Annotated in this window: 15 protein-coding genes; 10 read left to right on the top strand and 5 right to left on the bottom strand. The window is 73.0% G+C overall.

What is annotated here, in order from left to right; genetic code table 11:
* Positions 1-35 precede the first annotated feature (35 nt).
* The 3 genes from AOM06_RS13485 (at position 36) to AOM06_RS13475 (ending at position 2,197) form a co-directional block, all read left to right on the top strand.
* Positions 36-785, top strand: a complete 750-nt coding sequence (locus AOM06_RS13485; protein ID WP_062307888.1) for a MerR family transcriptional regulator — start codon at positions 36-38, stop codon at positions 783-785.
* A 74-nt stretch (positions 786-859) separates the two neighbouring features.
* Complete coding sequence (locus AOM06_RS13480) at positions 860-1,534, top strand: NADPH-dependent FMN reductase (protein ID WP_062307881.1); 675 nt, start codon at positions 860-862, stop codon at positions 1,532-1,534.
* Positions 1,535-1,633: 99 nt separating this feature from the next.
* Complete coding sequence (locus AOM06_RS13475) at positions 1,634-2,197, top strand: NADPH-dependent FMN reductase (RefSeq protein WP_062307875.1); 564 nt, start codon at positions 1,634-1,636, stop codon at positions 2,195-2,197.
* Between the two features lie 101 nt (positions 2,198-2,298).
* On the opposite strand, the gene AOM06_RS13470 is transcribed toward AOM06_RS13475, so the two are convergent.
* Both AOM06_RS13470 and AOM06_RS13465 read right to left on the bottom strand, forming a co-directional pair.
* Entirely contained in the window at positions 2,299-2,526 is a 228-nt protein-coding gene (locus AOM06_RS13470; RefSeq protein WP_228372962.1) for a helix-turn-helix domain-containing protein, read from the bottom strand.
* Positions 2,523-3,215 carry a hypothetical protein gene (locus AOM06_RS13465; protein WP_062307865.1) on the bottom strand — a complete coding sequence of 231 codons (693 nt, stop codon included), beginning with the start codon at positions 3,213-3,215 and terminating at the stop codon, positions 2,523-2,525. The genes AOM06_RS13470 and AOM06_RS13465 overlap by 4 nt, the downstream gene beginning before the upstream one ends.
* Before the next feature lie 111 nt (positions 3,216-3,326).
* On the opposite strand from AOM06_RS13465, the gene AOM06_RS13460 reads away from it, so the two are divergent.
* The 3 genes from AOM06_RS13460 (at position 3,327) to AOM06_RS13450 (ending at position 6,729) form a co-directional block, all read left to right on the top strand.
* Positions 3,327-4,622: a cryptochrome/photolyase family protein gene (locus AOM06_RS13460; RefSeq protein ID WP_267127768.1), complete on the top strand. Its 1,296-nt coding sequence runs from the start codon at positions 3,327-3,329 to the stop codon at positions 4,620-4,622.
* Between the two features lie 142 nt (positions 4,623-4,764).
* The gene (locus AOM06_RS13455; protein ID WP_062307853.1) at positions 4,765-5,088 is read left to right on the top strand and encodes a DUF4190 domain-containing protein; all 324 of its coding nucleotides are present in this window, start codon (positions 4,765-4,767) and stop codon (positions 5,086-5,088) included.
* A 108-nt stretch (positions 5,089-5,196) separates the two neighbouring features.
* Positions 5,197-6,729 carry an AlkA N-terminal domain-containing protein gene (locus AOM06_RS13450; protein WP_062307846.1) on the top strand — a complete coding sequence of 511 codons (1,533 nt, stop codon included), beginning with the start codon at positions 5,197-5,199 and terminating at the stop codon, positions 6,727-6,729.
* Between the two features lie 77 nt (positions 6,730-6,806).
* On the opposite strand, the gene AOM06_RS13445 is transcribed toward AOM06_RS13450, so the two are convergent.
* The gene (locus AOM06_RS13445) at positions 6,807-7,757 is read right to left on the bottom strand and encodes a 2-hydroxyacid dehydrogenase (RefSeq protein WP_062307841.1); all 951 of its coding nucleotides are present in this window, start codon (positions 7,755-7,757) and stop codon (positions 6,807-6,809) included.
* Complete coding sequence (locus AOM06_RS13440) at positions 7,754-8,935, bottom strand: ROK family protein (RefSeq protein ID WP_156163716.1); 1,182 nt, start codon at positions 8,933-8,935, stop codon at positions 7,754-7,756. Before AOM06_RS13440 ends, AOM06_RS13445 begins: the two co-directional genes overlap by 4 nt.
* Before the next feature lie 242 nt (positions 8,936-9,177).
* On the opposite strand from AOM06_RS13440, the gene xylA reads away from it, so the two are divergent.
* From xylA to AOM06_RS13420, 4 genes are all read left to right on the top strand, one after another.
* Entirely contained in the window at positions 9,178-10,368 is a 1,191-nt protein-coding gene (xylA, locus tag AOM06_RS13435; protein ID WP_062307830.1) for a xylose isomerase, read from the top strand.
* Between the two features lie 95 nt (positions 10,369-10,463).
* Positions 10,464-11,891 carry a xylulokinase gene (gene xylB, locus AOM06_RS13430; RefSeq protein WP_062307824.1) on the top strand — a complete coding sequence of 476 codons (1,428 nt, stop codon included), beginning with the start codon at positions 10,464-10,466 and terminating at the stop codon, positions 11,889-11,891.
* Positions 11,892-11,984: 93 nt separating this feature from the next.
* Positions 11,985-13,331 (top strand): anaerobic C4-dicarboxylate transporter family protein, encoded by a 1,347-nt coding sequence (locus tag AOM06_RS13425; protein WP_062307819.1) that lies wholly within the window; start codon positions 11,985-11,987, stop codon positions 13,329-13,331.
* Between the two features lie 29 nt (positions 13,332-13,360).
* Entirely contained in the window at positions 13,361-14,704 is a 1,344-nt protein-coding gene (locus AOM06_RS13420) for a M20/M25/M40 family metallo-hydrolase (protein ID WP_062307812.1), read from the top strand.
* An 18-nt stretch (positions 14,705-14,722) separates the two neighbouring features.
* Here AOM06_RS13420 and AOM06_RS13415 read toward each other — a convergent pair.
* Positions 14,723-16,373: heavy metal translocating P-type ATPase (locus AOM06_RS13415; protein WP_062307806.1), on the bottom strand; the 1,651-nt coding region annotated here is incomplete at its 5' end.

Here is a 16,373-nt window from a genome sequence, read left to right as displayed (position 1 = left end):
ACGTTGACGCGACGTCAACTCCTACCGTGGTCGGCATGGACCTCGACATCTCCGCCGTCGCCCGGATCACCGGCGTGACCAGCCGCACGCTGCGTCACTACGACGCGATCGGGCTGCTCTCCCCCGCCTGGACCGGGCACGACGGCCGGCGGCACTACGGCGAGACGGAGCTGCTCCGCCTCCAGCACATCCTGGTGCTGCGCGAGCTCGAGGTCCCGCTCGACACCATCGCGCGCATCGTCGACACGGACGATGCCGCGCTCACCGCCGCGCTCATGCGCGACCACCACGTGGCGCTGCTCGCGCAGCGCGACCGCTTCGCCGCGCTCGCCGAGACGGTCGAGCGCACCATCACCCGCCTCGAGAAGGGAATTCCCATGTCCGCCGACGACATGTTCGAAGGATTCGACAACAGCCGCTACGAGCCCGAGGCACGCGAGCGCTGGGGCGACGATGCGGTCGCTCGGTCGAACGCCGCGTGGGGCTCGCTGGACAAGGATGCGCAGCGCGCCCACCTCGCGGAGCACGAGGCGATCGCGGAGGCGCTGGGCCGCCTCGCAGCGGCCGACGCCGACCCCGAGGGCGACGAGGCGCAGGCGCTGGTCGCACGCCACCACGCCTGGGTCTCGCTGTTCTGGACGCCCGGGCGGGACGCGTACGCCGGGCTCGGCGCGATGTACGTCGATGACCCCCGCTTCCGCGCGACCTACGACAAGCACGGCGACGGCGCGGCGGAGCTGCTGAGGGACGCGATCGCCGTCTACGCGCAGACCTTGGAGGACTGACCAGGGGTTTCTGCCACCCGTCGGGAATCGCGCGGGGCGCCGCGCCGTTGACCCGGGCGACCCAAGGGGGAACGATGCCGACGATCGGTCTGCTGCTAGGCCAGCTCCCGCAGGCGCGATCGACGCGACTGCTCTCCTCGCTGCTTCACCGCGCCGCACCGCGCGGCACCACGCTGGTGGAGCTGACGCCCCAGGCGCTGCCGATGCACCCGCCGTACACCGATGCGCCCATGCCCTCCTCCGGAGCGGCCTGGAAGTGCGCGCTCGCGGGTGTCGACGGGCTCATCGTGGTGACGCCGAGCCACGAGCGCTCGATCCCCGGCACCCTCAAGCACGCGCTCGACTGGGCGGCATCGTCGCCCAGCCCCCTCGCGGGCATGCCCGTGATGATCGCGGGCGTCGCCCGCCCGGGCGAGGGGCTCTTCTCGCCCGTCACACACCTCCGCACGGTCCTCATGGATGCCGGCGCGGAGGTCGCGGGCCAGCCCGAGCGCTCGCTCGCGATGGATCCGGCCGCGTTCGGCGAGGCCGGCGAGTGCTCCGACGCCGCGCTGTGGCAGCAGGCCGCGGAGCTGGTCGCGGATGCGGCAGGGTTCACCGTCCACGTGCGGCGCGCGCGTGCCGCGGTCCCGTCCACGCCCGTGCCGGCCATCGACGCCGCGGGCCCGGCGCCCCGGAGCCCGGAGGTCGGCGTGCCGCTGGCGACGCAGGCGATGGCGGCGGTGGCCGACCCCGCTCCGCTTGGTTGACGCGTCATCTTCTGGAATAGTTGACACGTCACCCTTGTTCGGGTGATCGACCGACGACGGAGTCGGCGCCTCCACCCTCACCCTGAACAGGAGACTCCCATGACCCGCATCGGCATCATCGTCGGCTCCATCGCCGACGCCTCCATCAACCGCCAGGTCGCGAACGCGCTGCCCGGCCTCGCCGCGAGCGACGACGTCGAGTTCGTCTTCCTCGAGTACAAGGACCTGCCCTTCTACGACTACGCCCACGACGCGGACTACCCGCAGGTGGCGCGCGACTGGAAGCAGGCGATCGCGGACGTCGACGGCGTCATCATCGTGACCCCGGAGTACTCGCGCTCGATCCCCGGCGTGCTCAAGAACGCCCTCGACTGGTCGGCCCGCCCGTGGGGCCAGGGCTCGTTCGCGGGCAAGCCCGTCGCGATCATGGGCGCCTCGATCGGCGCCGCCGGCACGGCCGCGGCGCAGCAGCACCTGCGCGCGATCCTGGGCCACTACGACGCCCCGACCATGGGCCAGCCCGAGACCTTCTTCCACTACCGCGCCGACGCGTTCGGCGCCGACGGCTCGCTTCAGGACGAGGCCTCGGCCGCCGTGCTCGGCGGGTTCGTCAACGCCGCGATCGCGCACGTCGAGAAGCACGCGCCGGTCGCCGTCGCGTAACACCTGAGCTCGGTCGAGGGCCCCGTCCGGCGCATGCCGGGCGGGGCCTTCGCCATGCGCGGCCTCACCGCGCGAGCGCGAGCGCTCGCATCTCCGGCGAGTCAGGCGCCGACGCGAAGGAGGTCCGAGACGTCGCAGTCCAGCACCTGGCAGATCGCGGTGAGCGTGGAGAAGCGCACGGCGCGCGCACGGTTGTTCTTGAGCACCGAGAGGTTCACGACGGTGACGCCCGCGCGCTCAGCGAGCTCGGTGAGGGTCATGCCGCGCGCCTCGAGCATCGCGTCGAGCGTGCAGACGATGCGGTGGTCGTCGACTTCGGCGGGGCTCACACCAGACCCTCCAGGTCCCTCCGCATCGCCGCGGCCTCGCGCCATGCCACGCCCAGGGCCACGATGACGAGACCCATCACCACGACCGACAGGTTGACGGCGAGCGGCGCCGCCGTCGCCACGGCTCCCGCAGCCGAGTCCTCGACGATCCAGTCGGCGACCGCCCACTGCGCCCACTCCGCAAGTGGCGAGCCGACGGCGACGAGCGCCCCGATCGCGATGATGCGGCGGGCCACGGTCGGCACGAACCCCGCCGCCCGACGGATATCGCCGAGGATGCGGAACACGAGCCACCAGATCACGGCGACCCCGGCGAGCGGGAGCGCGCGGACCGCCATCCACGCGAGCTGCTCGACGCGCGATGCCCCATAGATGGTGAGATGCGACTCGTTTCCGTAGAACTCGACGCCCACGGTGCCGTTCGCCGTGTCTCGCATCCCTCCCGCGAGCTCCTGCGCCGCGATCGCGGACTGCACACCGGCCTCCCCGTCGATCGTGACGGCCTCGTTCGGGCCGATGGTGTTCGCGTCCGACCACATGAGCACGTCGCCGAGACGCCACAACTCGACCGCGTCGAGCCCGTTCGGACCGAGCGCCCACGCCAGCGCCCAGACCGCCGACACGACCGCGAGGGCCAGCGCGCACCACTGGACCACCCCGATCGCGGAGCGCCTCACCATGACCTTCATCGCCCACCCCCTATCGAAAGTCGATAATAACGATGATCGATATGCCGTCAAGGGTGTGGAATCACGCCGGGCCGCCCAGGCGTTGGCCACACCATGACGTCGGTGTGGTGGGTGCGCAGAGACGCACGGCTCGCGGACAACCCGGCCCTGCTCGTCGCCCAGGAGGACGGCCCGGCCGCGGCGGTCTTCGCATGGAACCGCGGCGTCCACCTGTGGTCCGGTCGTCGCCGCGCCCACCTCGCGCGGGCGCTGTGGAGCCTACGGGAGGACACGGGCGGGGCGCTCGGGGTCCGCAGCGACGAGGCGGCCGATGCGGTGCTCGCGGTCGCACGCGAGCACGATGCGCAGACGGTCGTGGCGTCGCGCGAGGCCTCCCCCGCGGGCATCGCCGCGCAGGACGCGGTGCGCGCGGCGCTCGAGGCGGACGGCCGTGAGCTGCGCCTGGTCGGCACGCCCTACGCCGTGGCGCCGGGGCGCATCGTCAAGGGGGACGGGACCGAGTACAAGGTCTTCACCCCGTTCTCGCGCGCGTGGCGGGAGCACGGCTGGCCGGCGCCGGCGCCGCGCGCGGACCCGGGCGCGTTCGCGCGCGTCGCATCGGACGTCGACCTCGACCAGCGGGCCGCCCACGGCGACGCCGACGACCCCCTCGCGGTCCGTCACGAGTTCCGCGAGGAGCGCATCGTCCAGGCCTGGGAGGACTACGTCGACGGCGACCTCGCGCGCTATGCCGCCGAGCGCGACCGGCCCGACCTCGACTCGACCTCCCACGTCTCGGTGCCGTTGGCGCTCGGCCAGCTCCACCCGCGCACGCTGCTTGCCGCCACCGGCGCCGTCCCCGGCGAGGCGGCGCGCAAGCTCGAATCGGAGATCGCGTGGCGCGACTTCCATGCGGACGTCCTCTTCCACCACCCGAGGGCGCAGCGCGAGTCGCTCACCCCCGTGATGCCGGATTCGCACTGGACCACCGGCAGGGAGGCCGACGAGGCGTTCATGGCGTGGCGCGACGGCCGGACCGGCTTCCCACTGGTCGACGCGGGCATGCGCGAGCTCGCCGCGACGGGCACGATGCACAACAGGGTCCGCATGGTGGTCGCGAGCTTCCTGGTGAAGGACCTGCATCTGCCGTGGCAGCGCGGCGCCGATCACTTCCGCCGCGCCCTGCTCGACTACGACCACGCGCAGAACCAGCTCAACTGGCAGTGGGTCGCGGGCACCGGTCGGGACGCCGCACCGTTCTTCCGCGTCTTCAACCCGTCCACCCAGGCGGCGCGGTACGACCCGGAGCGACGTTACGTCGAGCGCTGGGTCCCCGAGCTCGACACCCCCGCGTACCCCGCGCCGATGGTCGACCACGCCGCGGAGCGCGAGGTCGCGCTCGCCGCGCTGCGGCACGCACGGGCGTAACAAGGTTATTTCCCGACCGACACCGCGACGACACACGCGCGCCGTAGCGTGAGTCCCGCCAGCGAGGGCGCCCCACCCAGGCGCACGGCCGATGCCGACGCCCCCGCGGTGCGACGCCCTCCCTCGACGGGAAGGAGCGGTCATGGAGACCCCAGCACGTGAGTACCTGGGCTACGTGGGCCACCCCGAGCTGCCCCACGGCTACTACCCGTACCTGCGCCGGCGACCGGACCGGCGCAAGGACTGGCTTGCGACCGCGGCCGTCGCCGCCGGATCGCTGCTGCTGTTCCCCGCCGCGATCGCGTTCGGGCACGCCAGCATGCGCGCGATCCGCCGGGGCGAGTCCGCGGCCACCCGCCGAGCCAGGGCGGGGCTCGCGCTCGGATACGGCGTGGCGACCGCCGTGCAGATCGCGTACTTCGTGTTCGCGGCCCACGCGATCGCGAGCGGAGGACTGACCGCCTGACCGCGCCGCGCGGAGCACCGCCGAGGGGCGCTCCGCGCACGCCGGGCCCCTCAGGCCATGTCCGATCACCGCGAGCGCGACCGCCCGGCCTTGGGTCACACTCGTGGCATGTGGAACGACGACACGCGGTACGCGGTGATCCACGGCAAGGACGCCCGCTACGACGGGCAGTTCTTCACGGCGGTGCGCACCACGGGCATCTACTGCCGCCCGTCGTGCCCGGCACGCACCCCCGCGCGCGCCAACGTCACCTTCTACCCGAGCGCAGCCGCCGCCCAACGGGCGGGGTTCCGCGCATGCCGCCGGTGCTTCCCGGACGATGCGCCCGGCTCGCCCCGCTGGAGGGTGGGCGAGGACATCGCGAGCCGCGCGATGCGGATGATCGACGACGGCCTGGTCGAGCGTGAGGGCGTCGCGGGACTGGCGCGCCGCCTCGGGTACACCGAGCGGCACGTGTCGCGCGTGCTGGTCGAGGAGCTCGGCGCGAGCCCGCAGGCCCTGGCCATCGCGCATCGTCTCCACCATGCGCGAGCGCTGCTCGAGGGCACGCCGATGCCGGTGTCCGACGTCGCCTTCGCGGCGGGGTTCGGCTCGGTGCGGCAGTTCAACGACGCCGCCCGCGCGGCCTGGGACCTCACCCCGTCGCAGGTGCGCGGCCGCCACGCGTCACGCGAGGCGACCCCGGCCGGCGAGGCGCGGCTCGAGCTGCGCCTGCGGCATCGTTCTCCGGCCGCGACGGCACGCACGCTCGCGTTCCTCGGTGCGCGAGCGGTCGACGGCGTCGAGTCGTGGGACGGCGGCATCTACTCCCGCACGCTCGCGCTGCCGCACGGTCCGGGGCGGGTCGCGCTCGCTCCCGCCGACGGCTACGTGAGCACGAGCCTGTCGCTCACGGATGTGCGGGACCTCGGCGCCGCGGTCGCCCGCTGCCGGCGCCTGCTCGACCTCGACGCGGACCCCGCGGCCGTCGACGCCGCGCTGGGCGCCGCGCCGCTGCTTGCCGCGCACGTGGAGGCTGTGCCCGGGCTGCGCGTGCCCGGGGCCGTCGAGCCTTTCGAGATGGTGGTCCGGGCAATCGTGGGCCAGCAGGTGAGCGTGGTGGGCGCGCGGCGGACGCTCGGCACGCTGGTCGAGCGCTGGGCTCCGGAGCTGAGCGTCCCGCGAGGCGACCATGAGGCGGATCCACGTATGGTGACCGTCCCGACCGGCCTGGGGAGGGTGTTTCCCGGGCCTGAGGCGCTCGCCGACGTCGACCCCGCGAGCGGGCTGGTCCCGCAGGCGCGATGGCGCGCGATCTCCGCGGCGGCGCGCGCGATGCTCGACGGCACGCTCGACCTGGGACCCGGCGCGGATCGCGCCGAGGCGCGGCGCGCGCTGCTCGCCATCCCCGGGATCGGGCCGTGGACCGCGGAGTACGTGGCCCTGCGCGCGCTGGGCGACCCCGACGCCTTCCCCGCGCGAGACCTGGTGCTGCAGCGTGCGGCCGGGCTCGACGCGGCGGCCCTCGCGTCCGCCTCGGAGGCCTGGCGGCCGTGGCGCGCCTACGCCGCGATGCACCTGTGGACCGCGGTGACCGACGGCCGCGTCGACGCGTCGGCGGGCCCGAGCCCTCGCCGCGCGCGCCGACCCGCGCGGGTCTAGCCTGAGCGTGAGGGGGGTCGTTCACCGAGCGCGATGTGCTCGGGCCTGAGGGGCGGTGCCTTCCCCGCGATGGGGGGCTACGCGGGGAAGGCGCCTATCAGCACCATGTTGACGGGTTCCTCGCCGCGCACGAGCGCGTCGATCTGACGGCGCACCAGGTCCGTGTAGCGACGGTTGGTGAGACGCTCGGTGCCGGCGATGTGCGGCACCACGATGCACCCGGGCGCGTGGAACAGCGGGTGGCCGTCGGGAAGCGGCTCGGGATCGGTGACGTCGAGCGCGGCGCGCAGGCGCCCGCTCTCGAGCTCGGTGAGCAGGGCTTCGGTGTCGACCACCTTGCCGCGCCCGACGTTGATGAGCAGCGCATCGTCCCTCATGGCGGCGAGGAAGCCCGCATCGACGAGCTTGTCGGTCTCCTCCGTGTGCGGGGTGACCACGATGACGAGGTCGAAGCTCGGCAGCACGCCATGGACGTCCGCGATCGCGTGGACCAACGTCCCGTCGGGAGCGGTGCGCGCGGTGCGCGCGACCCCCTCGACGTGCACCTCGCTCGCGCGCAGGCGCACCGCGATCGCCTCACCGATGCTCCCGTAGCCCACGATGAGCGCGCGCGAGTCGGCGAGCGAGGGCGCGTCCTGATCGGGCTCCCACGCGCCGCGACGCTGCGCGTCGAGGAACTGCGGCAGGCGCCGCTGGGACGCGAGGGCGAGCAGCAGCGTCATCTCGGCGACGCGCGTGTCATGCACGCCGCGCGCGTTCGCGAGCGCGACGCCCGGCGGGACGAACGGCGCGATGTGCTCGTAGCCCGCCGAGGCGATCTGGATCACACGCAGGTTCGGGCATTGGGCAAGGCGCCCGTAGACGCGGCGCCCGCCCGTCCAGTGCGGCATGCACATGAGCACGATGCGGTCGCGCTCGGCCTCCGGGACCTCGCTCTCGGCGGGGTTCCACACGATCACGCGGGCGCCCTCCCCCGGGTCGCCCAGCGCCTCGGCGACCTCGACCGACGGCACCCCGACCGTGATCACGCGGACACCGTCAGCGCCGTGCCGGCGGGATCCTGCAGCAGCGCCGCGAACGCGCGCTCTGCCGCGCCGATGAGCAGCCGGTTGCCGCCGAGCGCGGCCCGGGCGATCGCCACGTCCTCCGCGTCGGGCCGGAACGCGAGCGCGCGGACGCGCTGCTGGACCAGCTCACGGCGCACGTCGAACAGCCCGCCCAGGTAGCCCGCGAGGAGCACCGCATCGGGGTCGAAGGCGCACTCGAGGTTCGCGATCGCGAGGGCGAGCGTCTCGGCGTAGGCGTCGAGCGCCGCGTCGTCGTGCGCGGCGGCGTCGAGGCGTGGGGCGTTGACCTCGGTCTCGAGGCAGCCGCGGCGGCCGCACGAGCAGCGCTCGCCGTCCGAGCGGATCATCATGTGGCCGAACTCGCCGCCGTAGCCGCGCCCGCCGCGGAGCATCCGCCCACCCACGAGCGCCGCACCACCGATGCCCGAAGCGGATCCGTTGAGGTAGACCACGGTGTCGATGCCGCGCGCGGCCCCGAAGCTCCACTCCGCCCTCAGGCCCATGTTGGCGTCGTTACCCACCGTCACGGGGAGCTCGAGCGCCTCCGCGAGCCGCTCCTTGAACGACACCTCGCGCCAGCCGAGGTGCGGCGCATCGACCACCACCTCCCCGCCGACCGAGACCAGGCCCGGCACCGCGGCACCAAGCCCGGCGACGCGCGGCCCGTCGAGCTCCGCCGCGACCTCGCGGGCCGCCTCCCATGCGAACGCCACCGCATCGGCGGGCGTGGGCGGGGCGCTGACCGAGGTGCGCCGGCGCGCGAGCACCGTGCCGTCGATCGCGACGGCGCCCAGCTCGAGCGCGTCCACATCGGGGTGGAGCGCGAGCGCGACCACGTCGCGCCGCGGGCGCACGATGAGGCTCGGGCGCCCGACCGCGCCCGTCTCCGCGGCGGCGTCCTCGACCACGAGCCCGAGCTCCGCGAGCTCCGTCACCAAGCCGCCGATGGTCGAGCGGTTGAGGCCGGTGTCGCGCGTGAGCTGCGCGCGCGTGAGCGGGCCGCCGTAGTGGACCGCGGTGAGGAGGGCCGAGAGGTTGTGACGGCGCGTGTGGTCGTTCCGGCTGCCGCGCGCGGCGGCGACGCGCGCCTCCGCGGGCGACTCGTCGGTCGCGTCCGTGATCCCCATCGCCTCTGGCATCGTTCCTCCTTCGTGCTCGTCAGTATGCCCGGGACTCCCGCTCGCCGGGTCCCCCACCACCGCCGATCGGGGCGGTGAGGACGCGGAATCGCGGCGTGCGACCCGGCTCGGGACGCTCAGGCCGCGGACCGGACCGCCGCCGGTGCGACCTCGCCCGAGCCCCGCTTTGACGGCACCCCGCGTCGGGTATATGTTTCCTGCGGGAACATTTTAACCCGCTCAATGACGAATGGAGTTCGAGCATGTCGCTCACCCCCACCCCGGCCGATCACTTCACGTTCGGCCTCTGGACCATCGGCTGGCCGGCCGCGGACCCGTTCGGCACCGCGACGCGCGGGCCGCTCGGCGCGGTCGAGGCGATCCACAAGCTCGCCGAGCTCGGCGCGTACGGCATGACGTTCCACGACGACGACCTCTTCCCGTTCGGCTGCTCGGACACGGACCGCCGCGCGGCGATCGACGCGCTGAAGAAGGCGTGCGACGAGACCGGGATGAAGATCCCGATGATCACCACCAACACCTTCACGCACCCCGTGTTCAAGGACGGCGGCGTCACGTCCAACGACCGCGCGGTGCGCCGCTTCACGCTGCGCAAGGTGCTGCGCAACATCGACCTCGCCGCCGAGCTGGGCGCGACGACCTTCGTCATGTGGGGCGGCCGCGAGGGTGCCGAGTACGACTTCTCGAAGGACATCCGCGTCGCCCTCGAGCGCTACCGCGAGGCGGCGAACATCTTCGGCGCCTACGTGCTGGAGAAGGGCTACGACCTCAAGTTCGCGATCGAGCCCAAGCCGAACGAGCCCCGCGGCGACATCCTCCTCCCCACCGTGGGCCACGCGATGGCGTTCATCGAGACGCTCGACCACCCCGAGCTCGTGGGCCTCAACCCCGAGGTAGGCCACGAGCAGATGGCCGGCCTGAACTTCACCGCCGGCATCGCGCAGGCGCTGTACCAGGGCAAGCTGTTCCACATCGACCTCAACGGCCAGCGTGGCATCAAGTACGACCAGGACCTGGTGTTCGGCCACGGCGACCTCCAGAACGCGTTCGCGCTCGTGGACCTGCTCGAGAACGGCGGCCCCGACGGCGGCCCGTCCTACACGGGCCCGCGCCACTTCGACTACAAGCCCTCGCGCACCGAGGACTTCGACGGCGTGTGGGAGTCCGCCCGGGCGAACATGCGGATGTACCTCGCGCTCAAGGAGCGCGCCGCCGCGTTCCGTGCCGACCCCGAGGTGCAGGAGGCCATCGCGGCCACCAAGCAGCACGAGCTCGCGCAGACCACGCTCGGCGCGGGCGAGTCCGTCTCCGACCTGCTCGCCGACACCTCGGCCTACGAGGACTTCGACGCCGATGCCTACTACAACGGCAAGGGCTTCGGCTTCGTCCGCCTGCAGCAGCTCGCGGTCGAGCACCTCATGGGCGCACGCTGACCTTCTCCCCCTCCCTGGCGCCCCGCCCCGCCCTCCCTCCTTGGGGCGGGCGGGGCGCCCCTCCCTTCTCCTCCTGATCAGCGAAAGGCCCGCGCATGACCCTCGTCGCCGGCGTCGACTCCTCCACCCAGTCCTGCAAGGTGGTGATCCGCGACCTCGACACGGGAGCCGTGGTGCGCACCGGACGCGCGTCGCACCCGGACGGCACGTCCGTGGACCCGGCGTTCTGGTGGGACGCGCTGCTCGCCGCCCTCGCCGAGGCGGGCGGCCTCTCCGACGTCGCCGCGATCTCCGTGGGCGGGCAGCAGCACGGGATGGTCGCGCTCGACGCCTCGGGAGAGGTGGTCCGCGACGCGCTGCTGTGGAACGACACGCGCTCCGCGGGCGCGGCGGCGGACCTCATCGCCGAGCTCGGCGTCGATGCGCTGGCCGACAGGACGGGCCTGGTGCCCGTCGCATCGTTCACCTCGACCAAGCTGCGCTGGCTGCGCGACGCCGAGCCCGAGAACGCCGCGCGCGTCGCCGCCGTGGCCCTCCCCCACGACTGGCTGACGTGGCGGCTCCGGGGCTACGGGCCTGACGGCTCGTCCCCGCTGGGACCGGATCTGGAGGCGCTCACCACGGACCGCTCGGACGCCTCCGGCACGGGCTACTGGAGCGCCGCCACGGGCGAGTACGACCGCGACCTCCTGATCGCCGCGCTGGGGCACGATGCGGTGGTCCCGCGCGTGCTCGGGCCCGGCGAGAGCGCGGGCACGGTCCTGCCCGAGATCGCCGGCCACGAGGGCTGCCTGGTGGGTCCCGGCGCAGGCGACAACGCCGCGGCGGGCCTGGGCCTCGGGGCCGCGGTGGGCGACGCGGTGATCTCGCTCGGCACGTCCGGGACCGTGTTCGCGGTGACCGAGCAGGGCTTCCGCGACGCGACGGGGATCGTGGCGGGCTTCGCCTCCGCGTCGGGCGAGCATCTGCCGCTCGTGTGCACGCTCAACGCCTCGCGCGTGCTCGACGCGTTCGCCCGCGTGCTGGGCGTCGACTACGACGAGCTCGGCGCCCTCGCGCTCTCCGCGGAGCCCGGAGCAGGCGGCCTCACCCTGGTCCCCTACTTCGAGGGCGAGCGCACCCCGAACCTGCCGGACGCCACCGCGACGCTGTCGGGGATGACGCTGGCCAACACCACGCGCGCGAACATGGCACGCGCCGCGATCGAGGGCATGCTCGCGGCCCAGGCCGTCGGCATGGAGGCGATCCTGTCCGCGGGGGTGTCCGCGACGCGCGCGCTGCTGGTCGGCGGATCGGCGCAGAACCCCGCGGTGCAGGCCATCGCCGCGCAGGTGTTCGACGTGCCCGTCGAGGTCCCCGAGCCCGGCGAGTACGTCGCGGCGGGCGCAGCGGTGCAGGCGGCGTGGGCGCTCACCGGCTCGCGGCCGGAGTGGCCGCTCGCGGTGGTCGCGGCACCCGAGAAGGACACCCGGCCGGAGATCATGACGGCGTACGCCGCGGCCGCGGCGGCCTACGCGGGCTGACCCGGGCGCCGCATCGTCCCTCGACGGGCGCGTGTCGGAGCGCGCGCGTAATGTCCGTATTCAGGGCCTCCACCGGCCCCGGAGGGGCGGACCATGACCATCAGCTTCGTGCTCGAGGCGATCGTGGTGCTCGGCTCGATCGTGCTGGGAACACGCGCCGGAGGGGTGGGCGTCGGCATCTGGGGCGGCGTCGGCATGTTCGTGCTCGTGTTCCTCTTCGGGGAAGCGCCGGGCGAGGCCCCCATCACCGCGATCGGCATCATCCTCGGCGTGGTCACGTCGGCGGCGCTCATGCAGGCCGCGGGCGGCATCGACTGGATGGTCGCCATGGCGGCGCGCGTGATCGAGAAGCGCCCCAAGCAGATCACGGTCATCGCACCGCTCACCGCGTTCCTGTTCTGCGCGGGCGCCGGGACCGGCAACATCGTCTTCCCGCTGCTGCCCGTGGTCTACGACCTCTCCGTCAAGAACGGCATCCGGCCGGCACGGCCGCTCACGGTCACGGTGGTCCAGTCGGGCATCGCGCTCGCCGCCTCGCCGGTGTCCGCCGCCATGGCCGCGATGCTCGCCTTCACCGATGTCGCGCCGTACAACCTCGGGCTCGCGCAGATCCTCGCGATCACGTTCCCCGCGTGCGTCATCGGCATCGTGGTGACGTCGCTCGTGGTGAACCGCATGTGGAAGGACATGGACGACGACCCGGAGATCCAGGAGCGCATCGCGGCCGGCGCCGTCGCTGCCCTCCGGGACGATGCGGGGGGCAGCTCCACGGCGCACCTCACCTACACGTCGCGCGGCAGGAACGCGGCGATCACGTTCCTGCTGGGCGTGCTCGCGATCGTGATGTTCGGCATCTTCGAGGTCCTGCGCCCCACCTACACGGTCGACGGCGAGGAGGTGCGCGTCGGCATGGGGGTCACGATCATCCTGGTGATGCTCGTCGTCAGCGCGATCATCATCTTCGTGGGCCGGCCCAAGGTCGCATCGGTGCCCGACCAGTCCGTGTTCAAGGCGGGCATGGTCGCGGCGATCGCGCTGTTCGGCATCGCGTGGCTCACGGCGACCTTCATCGCCGCGCACGAGGACTACATCGTCTCCACGGTCGGCTCCTGGGTCACCGACTTCCGCTTCATCTTCGCGCTCGCGGTGTTCCTGGTCGCAGCGATGACCACCAGCCAGTCGACCGCGACCAACACCATCGTCCCCATCGGGCTCGCCGCGGGCCTGCCCGTCGGCACTGTCGCCGGCATGTGGGCCGGCGGCCTCGGCGGCGTCTACACGCTTCCCGCCAACGGTCCTCAGATCGCGGCGGCCAACTTCGATGAGACCGGGTCGACCAAGCTGGGCACCAAGCTGCTCGACCACAGCTTCTTCGTGCCGATGGCGATCCTCTCGGTCACTACAGTCGTGGTCGGCGCGCTCATCGGCGCATTCTTCTGATCCGCATCCGCACGGAAAGGCGTTCACCCATGCCCGCATCGTCCATGGCCGCGAAGGTCCACGACCTCATGCCCGGCGTCATCGAGGACCTCAAGGAGCTCATCTCGATCCCGTCGATCGCGTTCCCCGGGTATCCCGAGGAGCCCGTGCACGCGATGGCGCAGCGCACGCTCGAGCTGGTCCAGGAGGCCGGCTTCGCCGACGCGCGCCTCATGGACGTGCCGTGGGGCTATCCGCCCATCTACGGCGAGATCGCGGGGCCGCCCGGGTCCCCGGTGGTGGTGCTGTACGCGCACTACGACGTGCAGCCGGCCGCCGTCTCGCAGGGATGGACCACCGAGCCGTTCATGCCCACCGTCAAGGACGACGGCCGCATCTACGGCCGCGGCGCCGCCGACGACAAGTCCGGCATCGCGACGCACCTGTGCACGCTGCGCGCGTTCGACGGGCAGCCTCCGGTCACGCTGCGGCTCATCCTCGAGGGCATGGAGGAGACCGAGAGCAACCTCGAGGAGTTCGTCGAGGCGCACCCCGACCTGTTCCAGTGCGACCTGTTCGTCGTGTGCGACATGGGCAACCTGGTCGCGGGCGAGCCCGTGCTCACCACCGCGCTGCGGGGCGACGTGTCCTGCGCCGTGACGGTCCGCACGCTCGACCACCCGCTCCACTCGGGCGTCTTCGGCGGCGCCGCGCCCGACGCGATGATGGCGCTCGCGCGCCTGCTGTCCTCGCTCGTGGACGATGCGGGCGAGGTGGCCGTCGCAGGCGTCACCACCGGTACGTGGGAGGGGGCGGTGCAGAGCGAGGAGAGCTTCCGCGACGGTGCACCGTTGCTGCCGGGGGTCTCGTTGATCGGCACCGGGACCATCTCCGACCGGCTGTGGGCCAAGCCGTCGATCAACGCGATCGGCGTCGACATCACGTCGATCAAGGACTCCTCCAACGTGATCCACCCGGCCGCAAGCGCGAAGATCTCCATGCGCATCGTGCCCGGATCGAACCCCGAGGCGGAGCTCGACGCCCTGGTCGCCCACCTCGAGACCCACGCGCCGTGGGGCGCGCAGGTCGAGGTGAAGCGCGTCAAGGCGGCGCCGGCGTTCCTGGTGCCCGGGGGTGGCGCGGCCGTCGCGGCGGCGCGCGAGGCGATGACGGAGGCCTTCGGCATGGAGGTCAGCGAGGTCGGCTCGGGCGGCTCGATCCCGCTGCTCCAGACGCTGCACGAGGCCTGCCCGTCCGCGGAGTTCGCGCTCTGGGGGCCCGAGGACATGGAGAAGTCGCGGATCCACGCGTCCGACGAGAGCGTCGACCCGGCCGAGATCGAGCGCATGGTGCTCGCGCAGGCGCTGCTGCTGGAGAAGCTCGCGGCGGGCTGACCCCCCGCGGCGCGAGCCTCAGGCCTCTGCCGGCTTGAGGCTCACGCGCCGGAGCAGCTGCGCGTTCGCCGCGACCACGATGGTCGACAGGCTCATCGCGATCGCCGCGACCGCGGGCGGCATGGTGAGGCCCGCCCACTGGAACGCCCCCGCCGCCACCGGGATCGCGACCGCGTTGTAGGCGGTGGCCCAGACGAGGTTCTGGCGCATCTTGCGATAGCTCGCGTGCGACAGCGTGATCACGCTCGCGACCGCGCGCGGGTCGGAGCCCGCGAGCACCACGCCGGCGGCCTCCATCGCGACGTCGGTTCCCGCGCCGATCGCGAGGCCCACATCCGCGCGCGCCAGCGCCGGCGCATCGTTCACCCCGTCGCCCACCATCGCGACCTTCTTGCGCTTGCCCTGAAGGTCGCCGACCGCCTTGTCCTTGTCGTCGGGCAGGACCTCCGCGAAGACGTCGTCGATGCCGAGCTCGCCCGCGACGGCCTCCGCGACCGCGCGGGAGTCGCCCGTGATGAGCGCGACGTCGATGCCGCGCGCGTGGAGCGCCTCGACCGCCTCGCGGGACTCGTCGCGGATCGGGTCCGCGGTGGTGAAGGCGCCGACCACCTCGCCGTCGACCACCACGTGCAGCACCGCGCCGCCCGTGGAGCGCCATCGGGCCGCCGCATCGGCCAGGGTGTCCGGCACGTCGACGCCCAGCTGGGCGAGAAGCGCCGGGCCGCCCACGGCCACGTCCTTGCCGTCGACGCGTGCGCGGACACCCTTGCCGGGGACGGCATCGATGCCCTCGGCGGTCGGCACGTCGATCCCCTTGTCCTGGGTTGCGGCGACCACGGCGCGGCCGATCGGGTGCTCGGAGTCGGATTCGGCTGCCGCCGCGAGCGCGAGCACCCGGTCCGCCTCCCAGCGGTCGATGTTCGCCACCTCGGTGAGCGCGTGCTCGCCGCGCGTCAGGGTGCCCGTCTTGTCGAACAGCACCGCGTCGACGGTCCGCATCGCCTCGAGCGCCGAAGTGTCCTTGATGAGGATGCCCTGCTTCGCGCTGGTCGAGGTCGCGATCGCGATCACCAACGGGATCGCGAGGCCCAGCGCGTGCGGGCACGCGATCACCAGGACGCTGACCGCGGCGCTGAGGCCCTGGGCGGGATCGCCGATGGCGGCGTGGATCGCGAAGGTGAGCGCGGCGGCGGCGAGTGCGATCCAGAACAGCCAGGCCGCCGCCCTGTCCGCGAGCCTGCGTGTGCCCGAACGGCTGCTCTGCGCGTCCTGGACCATGCGCTGGATGCCCGCGAGCGCGGTGTCATCGCCCGTCGCCGTGATCTCGACGCGGAGCGACCCGTCCGTCGCGACCGTGCCTGCGACCACGCGGTCGCCCTCGTGCTTGGCGACCGGCGCGGACTCCCCCGTGATCATCGACTCGTCGATGCTGGCGTCGCCCTTGACGATGGTGCCGTCCGCCGGGATGCGACCTCCCGGGCGCACCACGACGGTGTCGCCGTTCTGGAGGTCCCCGATGCTCACGTGCTCGGTGCCGCCGTCGGGGATGGTGCGTTCCGCATCGTCCGGAAGGAGCTCGGCAAGCGCGGCGAGGGCGCCCTGCGCCTGGCCGACCGCCTTCATCTCCTGCCAATGGCCCAGGAGCATCACGACGATCAGCGCCGCGAGC

It is taken from the genome of Demequina subtropica, assembly GCF_000971235.1.
GTDB lineage: Bacteria > Actinomycetota > Actinomycetes > Actinomycetales > Demequinaceae > Demequina > Demequina subtropica.
Note: the sequence above shows the minus strand (reverse complement) of the source record. Positions and strands in the feature narration are given on the sequence as shown.